This is a genomic window from Streptomyces anandii JCM 4720, assembly GCF_014650655.1.
GTDB lineage: Bacteria > Actinomycetota > Actinomycetes > Streptomycetales > Streptomycetaceae > Streptomyces > Streptomyces anandii.
Genome location: NZ_BMVJ01000006.1, coordinates 374,741 through 385,098, shown reverse-complemented (window position 1 = coordinate 385,098; position 10,358 = coordinate 374,741). Strand labels below are relative to the sequence as shown.

Below are 10,358 nucleotides of genomic sequence, written 5' to 3'. Positions count from 1 at the left end.
GGCCGGGGTGACGACCCGCTCCAGCAGCCAGTCGCGGGCCTCGGGGACCTCCAGGGTCCGGGCCAGCAGATCGGCGAAGTAGTGGACGCGGGCGCCGTGGTCGCGGAGCACCTGGGCGAAGGCGTCGTGCTCCTCTCGGGCGCGCTTGGCCCAGAGGATGTCGTCGAAGAGCAGGGCGTCCACGTTGCGCGGGGTGAGACGGGAGAGTTCGAGTCCGGGCCGGTGAAGGATCACCTGGCGGAGACGGCCGACTTCGGAGTCGACGTGGAAGGTGCTGCTGCTCATGGCTGCTTCCTTGCTGTACGAGGTCTTCGCGGTCGCGTGGGTGTCACGCGGGGCGGTGGTGACCGCTCGGTGCGTGAGGCGAGGGGTGGTGGGCCGGTACCGCGCGGGAATCCTGACTCGGGCCCGCGCGGTCCGGCACAGGTGCCGGTCGTGGTCAGTCGTGGTGGCGCAGGCCGGTGTCGCGCCGGCCCGTCTCGCGGGGGCCGCCCGTGCGGCCGGTCCGCGGACCGGGGACGCGCCGCTTGCCCGTGGGGGCGGTGGTCTCGGGCGCCCGCTCACCACCGGTCGCGGGCGGGTCCTGCGGCCCGGTTCCGGGTCCGGCCGCCGGTGCGGTCGTTGCGGCCCCGGCGTCGCTGCCGGCCGGCGAGGCGGCGCCGTCCCGCTTCAGCCACACGTAGACCGGCAGTCCGAGAAGCAGGACGAACAGGCCGTAGTAGACGGTCTGGTAGCCGCTGCCCTGGATCGACCAGTACGAGAAGGCCATGGCGAGCCCTGCGACGGTCGCGTCGCGCACCAGCGCGCGCCGGCTCAGGCGCTCGCGGTCGCGCACCAGCCAGTACAGCTGGGCGGCGGCGGAGAACAGGTACGGGATCACCGCGGTGAGCACGCTCAGCAGCACGATCTTGGTGAAGACGTCCTCGAAGCTCGTGTAGCTGAACACCGTGATCAGCGAGGCGAGCACGGTCGAGGCGAGGATGCCGAAGACCGGCACGTCCCGCTCGCCGCGCAGCCGGGCGAAGGAACGCGGGAAGAGTCCGTCGCGGGCGGCGGCGTACGGCATCTCGGCGCACAGCATGGTCCAGCCGTTCAGGGCGCCGATGCCGGAGAGGATGGCGGCCACGGCCACCGCGTCACCGGCCCAGCTCCCGCCGAGGATGTTGTTGGCCGCGTCGGTGAACGGCGCCGTGGAGGAGCCGAGGTCGGCGTGCGAGACGGTGCCGAAGACGGCGACGGTGCCGAGGATGTAGATGACGGCGCAGACGAGCGTGCCGTACACGGTGGCGCGCGGCACGTTGCGCTCGGGGTCGCGGACCCGGCCGGCGACGACCGAGGCGGCCTCCAGGCCGAGGTAGCTGAACAGGGCGATGGCGCCCGCGGCCGAGACGGCGCCGGTGGCCGATCGGCCGCTGGCGTTGAACGCGCCGAAGTTGCCGGAGTCGACGAACAGCAGTCCGACGGTGGCCATGAAGACCAGCGGGACGAACTTCAGCACGGTGGTGACGACCTGGAAGGCGCCGGTGTTGCGCGCCCCGGTCAGGTTGACCGCCGCCGGCAGCCACAGTCCGGCCAGCGCGATCACCACCGACCAGGCGGTGCGGTGACCGGTGTTGACGAACACCTCGACGTAGCCGACCCAGGCCACAGCGATGGCCGCGTTGCCCGCCCAGGCCGTGATCCAGTACGACCAGGCGTTGAGGAACCCGGCGAACTCGCCGAACGCCTCACGGGCGTAGACGTACGGCCCGCCGCTCGCCCGGACCCGCTTGGACAGCGCCCCGAACGTCAGGGCCAGGGCGAGCGCGCCGAGGGTGACGACGACGAACGCGACGATGGCGATCGGACCGTAGGGCGCGAGCGCCGAGGGCAGGGCGAAGACGCCGGTGCCGATGATGCTGCCGATGACGAGCGCGGAGGCGGCGGGCAGGCCGAGGGCCGCCCTGGGTTCCTGAGCTCCCCCGTCCTGGGGCTCGGGACCTCTGCTGGTGCGGAACATGGTGGTGCTCCTGTCGGGCCGACTGGGGAAGAAACGATCCGCTGTCGATCCTTCTCAGCGCCGGTGCCCGCGGGGAGCGGCCACAGGTCCCCCACCGGGCCCATTGGTCCCGGACGCGGGGGGCGCGGCGGGGAGCCTTCGGCGGGTCAGCCGCGGGCGCAGGCGTGGCCGTTGAGGGCGAAGTCGCGCGGGGCGGAGTTCGAGCCCTGCCAGGAGCCGATGAAGCCGAAGGAGAGGGTGCCGTCGGCGGGCACGCTCCGGTTGTAGTCGGCGGCGGTGGCGGTGACGCGGGAGCCGTTCTGGGCGACGGTGGCGTCCCACATCTGGCTGACGTGCTGGCCGTCGGGGAAGGTCCAGGCGAGCCGCCAGGTGTCCAGGGAGCGGGTGGTGGTGACGGTGACGGCGGCCTGGAAACCGTCGGGCCACTGGCTGGAGACCTCGTAATGGACGCGGCAGACCGCCGGTGCGCTCGTGCGCGGGGCGGGGCTGCCACCGCCGTCGGCAGGGGCCGTGGAGGTGCCCTGGGGTTCGGGGTCGGGGTTCTTGCGGCCGGCGCGGGTCGGGGCGGCGCTCGCGGAGGGGTGCGCGGAGGGGTGCGCGGAGGCCGGTCCGGAACTGCGGGCGGTGCGGGGGCCGTTGGAGGTGGGGGTGTGCGAGGGCAGCAGAACGCCGGGGTCGGCGACCGGCTGCCGGTCGGCGTCGCCGCGCGCGGTGTCCGCGGCCGGGCCGCCGAAGGGCATCATCGACACCGCGAGGGCCAGCGCGGACAGCGCGACCGCCGCGGCGAGCAGTCCGCCGCGCACGGCGCGGGCCCGGCCCGTGCCCTTCGCCGCCTCAGCGCCCTCGGCGTCCGCGGTGTCGGGGCGGCGGGCCCCGAGGCGGACCTCCGCGGCCCGGCGGCGGCGCTCCAGATAGGCGAGGCCGCCCCAGCCGATCACGCCCCCGGCGAGCGCGGCGGGCAGTCCGCCGCCGTGCAGCCGCAGGCAGGCGGCGGCCTCCGCACAGCCCTCGCAGGTGGCGAGGTGCCGGGAGAGGTCCTCGGGCGCCTCGGCGGGGGGCGTGGAGCGGGTGACGGCGTGCAGCAGCCGGGCGTAGCGGCGGCACACCGCGTCCATCGGGGTGTCGAGGTGGTCGCGGTGGCAGCGGTCCCGGAACAGGGTGCGCACCTGGTCGAGTTCCTCGGAGACCACCGCCGGGTCCAGGCCGAGCCGGCGGGCCACCACGACCATCGGCAGCGCCTCGACCTCCGCCAGCCACAGCAGCGCGGCGTCCGCCTCCTGGAGGTCCTTCAGGCCGCGCAGCGCGAGCGGGCGGTGCAGCGGCGGGCCGGGATAGCGGGCCGCCCTGTCGGAGTTGAGCCACAGCCGGAGGTCGGGGTCGAGCCGGTGGCCGCGTCCGGCGGCCTCCCAGGACGCGGCGGTGGTGCGCACCGCGGTCAGCATCAGCGGGATCGCCGGCAGCCGGGGCGTACGGCGGCCCCGGGCGGCCCCGGCGTCGGCGGCGCGCACCTCGCGCAGGCCGAGCGCGAACGCCTCCGCGGCCAGCTCCTGGGCCGCCGTCGACCCGGCCGTGCACAGGTCGGCGTAGGAGAGCACCGCGTCCCAGCACTCGGCGAACAGCGCCGCCTCGGTGGCGTCCTTGGGGCTCGGCAGGTCGGGCATGGGTCTCCTGCGTCCACGGGGCGAGGTCAACTCACCGCAGTCGATGAGAAGTTGGGGGAAGCCTCGCGGCAGGGCACGAGCTTTTCACGCCTTGCGCACAACTGACAAGCCGCGTATTCAATTCTCGTGACGCAGACCGCTGCCCCCAACTCCGCTCCGTAGTACGGGCGGAAGGACCCGTCCGTCTCACGGTTGGCGGAAAACTACACCGCCGGCAGGCTGTCCATGAAGGAGCTGACGGAGAAGACCGCCTGGCCGGGTCCGGGCGGGCCGTAGCCGGGGGGCGAGGACAGGCCGAAGTCCTCCATGGTCTGCCGGTAGGCCTGCAGCAGCCGGATGTGGTACTCCAGCGGCGCGCCCTGCGGGTTGGCCTTGCCGAGCGGGGTGGTGGGCTCCGGGCACCAGGTGGTGAAGCGGGGCGTGATGCCGTGCGACATGAAGAAGCGCAGGCCCTCGGTGGTGGAGGCGACGGCCTCGTCGACCGTCTTGAAGCCGAACGGCTCGGCCATCTCGACGCCGGCGACGAAGTTGGGGATCACGTTGCGCGCGCCGAAGACGTCGGCGGAGTCGAGGATGCGCCGGTGCCACTCGTCGCGGCCGACGTATCGCTCCTTGCCGGGGCAGTACATCTTGAACAGGTACTCGTCCCACACCTCGTAGTTGGGGTGGTAGATCTGCACCCCGTAGTCCTTGAACCGCTGCACGTCCGCCTTGGGCAGCGCCTGGGCGACGACCTTGCCGATCCAGCGGCCCGGGAAGCGCTCCTCGATGGCCTTGGCGTAGTGGCCGTAGAAGTCGGCCTCGTCGCGGCCGGCGACCGTCTTGGTGATGGCGCCGCCGGTGAGGGTGTAGGCGGTGGACGCCTTCTGGGTGTCGTACCGGTCGATGATCTCCAGGGCCTCCAGGACCTCCTCCACGTCCTTGACGCCGGTGTAGGGGCGGCCGGCCGCCTTGTGCTGGCGCCAGTTGTGGTTGATGTCGCAGTACTGGCACTCCTCCTTGGCGCCGAAGTACTGGCAGACCCGGAAGACGGTGAGGTAGATCAGGTAGCCCCACTGGATGGTGGGGGCCACCTCCATCACGGACTTCCCGTTGGACAGGGTGTGCCGGTAGTACTCGGGCATGGGTGGCACGCCGACGTCGGCGATGCGCTTTCCGTCCAGGTAGAGCCCGAGCATCCCGTCCTCGGCGGCGGCCACCCGGTAGGGGGAGGCGGGGTTCACCCGTACGGAGACGACGGTGCGCCTGAGGTCGTACGGGCCGCCGGTGAGGATGATCTCCTCCGGCGGGCGGCGCAGCGCGGCCTCGCCCAGCTCGGGCAGGGTGCCGTGGTCGAAGGAGAAGATGAAGTACGACTTGGGCTTGACCTCGCCGCTCTCGTTGTCGCTGAGGGCGGACGCGTCGAAGGCGACGCCGCCGCGGAGCAGGTCCTCCTTGAAGACGGCCTCCCGCGGCACGTGCGGGAAGCGCTCCATCAGATCCTCGACCAGCGCGGTACGGCTGCCCATTCCGTTGCTCCTCCCGACGTGTGCGTACGACATCTCACGGTATGCCCCCGCTCGCGGGCCGGCCGTGCCGGGTCCCCTCCCGGCGCGCGATGTGCTCCGGGGGTGTGACGTGCGGCGGCAGCGCCGGGTCGGGCTCGGGCGCTCCCCACGCGGCCGTCAGGGGCAGCACTCCGGCCCACAGTCCGAGGGCCGCGTCCGGCCCGTCGCCGTCGTCGGGCGGGCCGGTGCGGATCTTCACGGAGGCCGTCTCCAGGGAGAGGGCGAGCAGGGTGGTGGCGGCCAGTTCCTTGCGGCTGGGGGCCCGGGCGTACGACCACTGCCCGGGCGCGGAGTGCTCGGTGAGCAGGCGCAGGCCGGCCAGCTTCTCCTCCGGGTCGGTCACCTTGCGCGGGACTCCGTGGATCATGGCGCTGCGGTAGTTCACGCCGTGCTCGAAGACCGAGCGGGCGAGCACGAGCCCGTCGACGTGGGTGACGGTCACGCACACGGGGGTGTCCCCGGCGAGGCTGCGGCCGGCGACCGAGCCGTGGACGTAGAGCCACCGCCCGTCGTGGCCGTACACCGTCGGCACGACGAGGGGGTGTCCGTCGACCACGACGCCGAGGTGGCAGACGAACCCGGCGTCCAGGACCGCGTTCAGGTCGGCGCGGTCCAGACTGCCCTGCTCGCGCAGCCGCCGGTGCCGGGTGAGGCCGGTCTCGGGGAGTACGGGCGGCAGGGGCGGGGACGGTGGCTGCGGCGGCGGTGGCGGCGGTGGCGGCAAGTGGGTCATGACGGCGGAAGATACCGATATCGAAGCGGTATTGCCATACGACTTTCGATATCAGCTGCCGATTACCGTCGTGGCGACGGAATCCGTGCACAGCGCTGGTTGTCGGGTAGGTTCCCCGGAGGACGTGTGCGCCGCGTGACGCCATGGGGAGGGACGACGCCGATGACCGGGACCGTGACCAACTGGGCGGGCAACATCACCTACGCCGCGGAACGGGTCCACCGGCCCGACTCCCTGGACGCGCTGCGCACCCTGGTCGCGGGGAACGCGCAGGTGCGGGTCCTGGGCAGCGGGCACTCCTTCAACGAGATCGCCGACCCGGGCGCCGGCGGCGTACTGCTCTCCACGGCCGCGCTCCCGGCCGGCGCGGACGTGGACACCGCGGCCCGCACCGTGCGGGTCGGCGGCGGGGTGCGGTACGCCGAACTGGCCCGCCGGGTGCACGCGCACGGGCTGGCGCTCGCCAACATGGCGTCGCTGCCGCACATCTCCGTGGCCGGCTCGGTGGCCACCGGCACCCACGGCTCGGGCGTGGCCAACGGGCCGCTCGGCTCGGCGGTGCGCGAGGTCGAGCTGGTCACGGCCGACGGCTCGACGGTGACGATCGGCCGCCAGGACGCGCGGTTCGGCGGCGCGGTCACCTCCCTGGGCGCACTCGGCGTCGTCACCGCGCTCACCCTCGACCTGGAGCCGGCCTTCGAGGTGGAGCAGCACCTGTTCACCGAACTGCCACTGGAGGGGCTGGACTTCGAGACGGTGGCGGCGTCCGCGTACAGCGTGAGCCTGTTCACCGACTGGCGCGATCCGGGCTTCCGTCAGGTCTGGCTCAAGCGGCGCACCGACCAGCCGATGCCCCGCTTCCCCTGGGGCGTGCCCGCGAAGGTGGCGCTGCACCCGGTGCCCGGCATGCCCGCGGAGAACTGCACGCGGCAGTTCGGGGTGCCGGGACCCTGGCACGAGCGGCTGCCGCACTTCCGGGCGGAGTTCACCCCGAGCAGCGGGTCCGAGCTGCAGTCCGAGTACCTGCTGCCGCGCCGGCACGCACTCGACGCGCTGCGGGCCGTGGACGGCGTCCGGGAGACGGTCGCGGGCGTGCTGCAGACGTGCGAGGTGCGGACGGTGGCCGCCGACGAGCAGTGGCTCAGCCCCTGCTACGGGCGGGACACGGTGGCGCTGCACTTCACCTGGGTCGAGGACACCGCGGCGGTGCTGCCGGTGGCGCGGCGGCTGGAGGAGGCGCTGGACCCCTTCGAGCCGCGGCCGCACTGGGGGAAGGTGTTCACCACCCGGGCCGAGGTGCTGCGCGGGCGCTATCCGCGGCTGGACGACTTCCGCGCGCTGGCGCGCGAGCTGGACCCTGCCGGGAAGTTCACCAACGCCTTCGTACGGGACTTCCTCCACTAGGCTCCGGCCCTGGACCCGGCCCTCCGCCCGGTCCGGAAAGGTGCCCATGGTCCGTGCCGGTCTCACCGCCGACCGTCTCGTCGCCGCCGCAGCCGAGCTGGCCGACGAGGTCGGTTTCGACAACGTCAGCCTGTCCGCGCTGGCGCGGCGCTTCGGCGTGCGGGACGCCAGTCTGTACTCCCACGTCAGGAGCCTGGACGACCTGCGCGCCCGGCTGGCGCTGCGGGCCGGCGGCGAGATGATCGAGCTGATCGCGGACGCCGTGGCCGGCCGGGCAGGCAAGGACGCGCTGGCCGCGTTCGCCGGCGCCTACCGGGAGTACGCCCACCGGCACCCCGGGCGCTACGAGGCAACCCGGATCCGGCTCGACCCGGCCCTCGTCGGCGACTCCCCCGCCATGCGCCGCACCGCCGAGATCACCTACGGCATGCTGCGCGCCTACGGCCTGGAGGAACCCGACCTCACCGACGCCGTCCGCCTGCTGCGCAGCACCTTCCACGGCTACTGCGCCCTGGAGGCCACCGGCGGCTTCGCCGCCCCGAGGGACCCGGGCCTCTCCTGGGCCAAGGCGATCGAGGCCCTGCACATGGCGCTCACCCACTGGCCCAGGGAGGGCGGGGGGCGGGACTGACACCGGCCCCGGTGAAGCGGAAGCGGACGGCGGGGCCGCCGGCCCATGCGATCGTGACGTCGTGGGCGTCGGCGTCCGGCTCCGACACGGACGCGGACGTGGACGTGGACGCGGATGCCGTGCCGGCGAGTGGTGGCGGGTCCGGTTCGGCGGTGAGGCGGGCCGGGGCGGCGAAGAGAGTGGCCGGTTCGTCCGTCGCCGTGCCTGACGTGCGCGAGGGCCGTGTGGCCGTGGAGTGGGCGAGCCTGGTGCGGTACGGGTCGTAGCGGACGTCCTCGCTGCCGTGGTTGCGCAGGCGCACGACCCGCTCGTCGGGCCCAGCCGGCCGGGTCAACGGCGCCGAGTAGCGTCGGGAGCATGAGCAGCAGCGAAACGGCACCGCCCAGTCTCGCCCCGGCCCTGGCGCGGGGGACGCTCGTGCTCGACGGCGGCCTGTCCAACCAGCTGGAGTCGGCCGGGCACGATCTGAGCGACGAGCTGTGGTCGGCGCGGCTGCTGGCCGAGCGGCCGGAAGCGATCGCCGCGGCGCACCTCGCGTACTTCGAGGCGGGGGCGGACGTGGCGATCACCGCGAGCTACCAGGCCACCTTCGAGGGGTTCGCCCGGCGCGGGATCGGCCGCGAGCGGGCCGCCGGGCTCATCGCGTCCGCCGTGGAGCTGGCGAGGCTCGCGGCGCGGCGGGCGCACGCACGGGGCGTCCGGCGGCCCTTGTGGACGGCCGCGTCGGCCGGCCCCTACGGCGCGATGCTCGCGGACGGCTCCGAGTACCGGGGGCGCTACGGCCTCTCGGTGAGCGAGCTCGAACGCTTCCACCGGCCCCGGCTGGAGGTGCTGGCGGCGGCCGGTCCCGACGTGCTGGCGCTGGAGACGGTCCCGGACACCGAGGAGGCGGCGGCGCTGCTGCGGGCGGTGCGGGGACTGGGGGTGCCGGCGTGGCTGTCGTACACCGTCGCGGGCGGCCGCACCCGCGCGGGGCAGCCGCTGGAGGAGGCGTTCGCCCTGGCCGCCGAGGCGCCGGAGGTGATCGCGGTCGGCGTGAACTGCTGTGCGCCGGACGACGCCGGCGCGGCGGTGGAGACGGCGGCGCGCGTGACGGGAAAGCCGGTGGTCGTCTACCCCAACAGCGGCGAGGCCTGGGACGCACGGGCCCGCGCGTGGACCGGCCGCCCGGCCTTCACCCCCGAACTGGTGACGCGCTGGCAGTCCCACGGCGCCCGACTGATCGGCGGCTGCTGCCGAGTGGGCCCTGCGACGATCACCGAGATCGCCGGGGCGCTGCACCGGGCAGGGCCGGAAACGGCGACGCAGGGGGCGCCGCCCGCCGGCACGTGAGAGCCCGTGGCTTCGCCCCACCGCGTCTCTCAACCGCCGCGTACGCCGCCCGAGCGGCGGAGGCGGCGGATCACCGCCCGCGGTTCGGTGGAGCGGGTGGGGATGCTGTCCGCCGGGGGTGCGGTGGGGGCGGGGATGGTCCACAGGGCGAGTTCGGCGTCGCGCGGGCCGTACACCGTGCGCGGCTCACCGTCGCCGAAGACCCGCACCGGGTGCCGCGCGTCCCACGCCTCCCAGCCCGGGTCGCCCTCGGCGGCGAAGCGCACCCAGGCCGTGTGCATCGCGTCGGCCAGCTCCTGCGGCGCGCCCTCGCCGGCGAGTCTGCGGGAGTCCGGGGTGTCCCCGGTGTCGAAGACGAACCCCAGCTCCAGCGCGTGGCAGGCGCCGAGGCCGGGCAGCAGCGAGGGCCAGGCGAACTCGTAGACGTACGACGCTCCCCGGTGCGCGTCGGCCAGGCGGTGCAGCGGGCGGCGCAGCAGATGGTCGGTGACGATCTGGCCGACGGTCTCGGCGGTGCCCGCCCGCGGGCTCAGGGCGCGGTAGCCGCGCACCACCTCGTGGCCGCAGTGGCAGCGGGCCATGGCGCCGGCCAGCGCGACCGCCCCCAGCCGGTCGACGCGCTCCAGCAGACCGCCCGGCACCAGCCACAGCCGGTACTCGTCGCGGGTCCAGCCCATGAGCAGGTCGGCGCCCCGGGCCGCGTCGCCGTCGGTCAGCGCCTCCAGCGGGTCGCGCGGGACGAGGTCGCCGTCGACGACGACGCCGAAGGCGGGACCGCCCAGGACCGGGCTGCTGAGCCGGCCGACCTCGGCCTGGGTGCGCAGCAGCAGGTCGCGGTCGACGGCGGCGAAGGCCTCGGCGGTGGCGGGCACCCTCAGGCGGGTGGCCATCCGGCGCACCATCCGCCGTACCTTGTCCCGGTCGGCGGCCTCGGGCGGCCCGCTCTGCAGGACGGCCCGCCGGAAGAGGCCCTGGGCCTGCGGGGCGGCGATCAGGGCGCCGGCGCTGATGGCCCCGGCCGACTGCCCGGCCAGGGTGATCCGGTCGGGGT

Annotated in this window: 10 protein-coding genes; 3 read left to right on the top strand and 7 right to left on the bottom strand. The window is 74.3% G+C overall.

All coding sequences use genetic code 11. The features are described 5' to 3' along the window. From IE249_RS37225 to IE249_RS14385, 5 genes are all read right to left on the bottom strand, one after another. The coding region (locus tag IE249_RS37225) for an arginine deiminase family protein (RefSeq protein ID WP_229858445.1) at positions 1 to 285 on the bottom strand (285 nt) is incomplete at its 3' end. Positions 286 to 439: 154 nt separating this feature from the next. Continuing rightward, the gene (locus tag IE249_RS14400) at positions 440 to 1,999 is read right to left on the bottom strand and encodes an APC family permease (RefSeq protein WP_189705200.1); all 1,560 of its coding nucleotides are present in this window, start codon (positions 1,997 to 1,999) and stop codon (positions 440 to 442) included. Positions 2,000 to 2,145: 146 nt separating this feature from the next. Continuing rightward, positions 2,146 to 3,660 (bottom strand): cellulose-binding domain-containing protein, encoded by a 1,515-nt coding sequence (locus tag IE249_RS14395; RefSeq protein ID WP_189705199.1) that lies wholly within the window; start codon positions 3,658 to 3,660, stop codon positions 2,146 to 2,148. Positions 3,661 to 3,863: 203 nt separating this feature from the next. Continuing rightward, on the bottom strand, positions 3,864 to 5,168 hold the full coding sequence (locus tag IE249_RS14390) for a radical SAM protein (protein WP_189705198.1): 1,305 nt from the start codon (positions 5,166 to 5,168) through the stop codon (positions 3,864 to 3,866). Positions 5,169 to 5,202: 34 nt separating this feature from the next. Next, positions 5,203 to 5,940, bottom strand: a complete 738-nt coding sequence (locus IE249_RS14385) for a pyridoxamine 5'-phosphate oxidase family protein (RefSeq protein ID WP_189705197.1) — start codon at positions 5,938 to 5,940, stop codon at positions 5,203 to 5,205. 162 nt (positions 5,941 to 6,102) lie between these two features. On the opposite strand from IE249_RS14385, the gene IE249_RS14380 reads away from it, so the two are divergent. Continuing rightward, a complete protein-coding gene (locus IE249_RS14380; RefSeq protein ID WP_189705196.1) occupies positions 6,103 to 7,344 on the top strand; it encodes a D-arabinono-1,4-lactone oxidase in 1,242 nt (413 codons plus the stop codon). 46 nt (positions 7,345 to 7,390) lie between these two features. Further along, entirely contained in the window at positions 7,391 to 7,975 is a 585-nt protein-coding gene (locus tag IE249_RS14375) for a TetR/AcrR family transcriptional regulator (RefSeq protein WP_189705195.1), read from the top strand. Here the strand turns inward: IE249_RS14375 and IE249_RS14370 are convergent. After that, positions 7,938 to 8,309: a hypothetical protein gene (locus IE249_RS14370; RefSeq protein WP_189705231.1), complete on the bottom strand. Its 372-nt coding sequence runs from the start codon at positions 8,307 to 8,309 to the stop codon at positions 7,938 to 7,940. The genes IE249_RS14375 and IE249_RS14370 overlap by 38 nt on opposite strands. 23 nt (positions 8,310 to 8,332) lie before the next feature. Between IE249_RS14370 and mmuM the strand changes: the two genes are divergently transcribed. Further along, complete coding sequence (gene mmuM / locus IE249_RS14365) at positions 8,333 to 9,307, top strand: homocysteine S-methyltransferase (RefSeq protein WP_189705194.1); 975 nt, start codon at positions 8,333 to 8,335, stop codon at positions 9,305 to 9,307. A 29-nt stretch (positions 9,308 to 9,336) separates the two neighbouring features. Here mmuM and IE249_RS37220 read toward each other — a convergent pair. Further along, the coding region (locus IE249_RS37220) for a carboxylesterase family protein (protein WP_229858442.1) at positions 9,337 to 10,358 on the bottom strand (1,022 nt) is incomplete at its 5' end.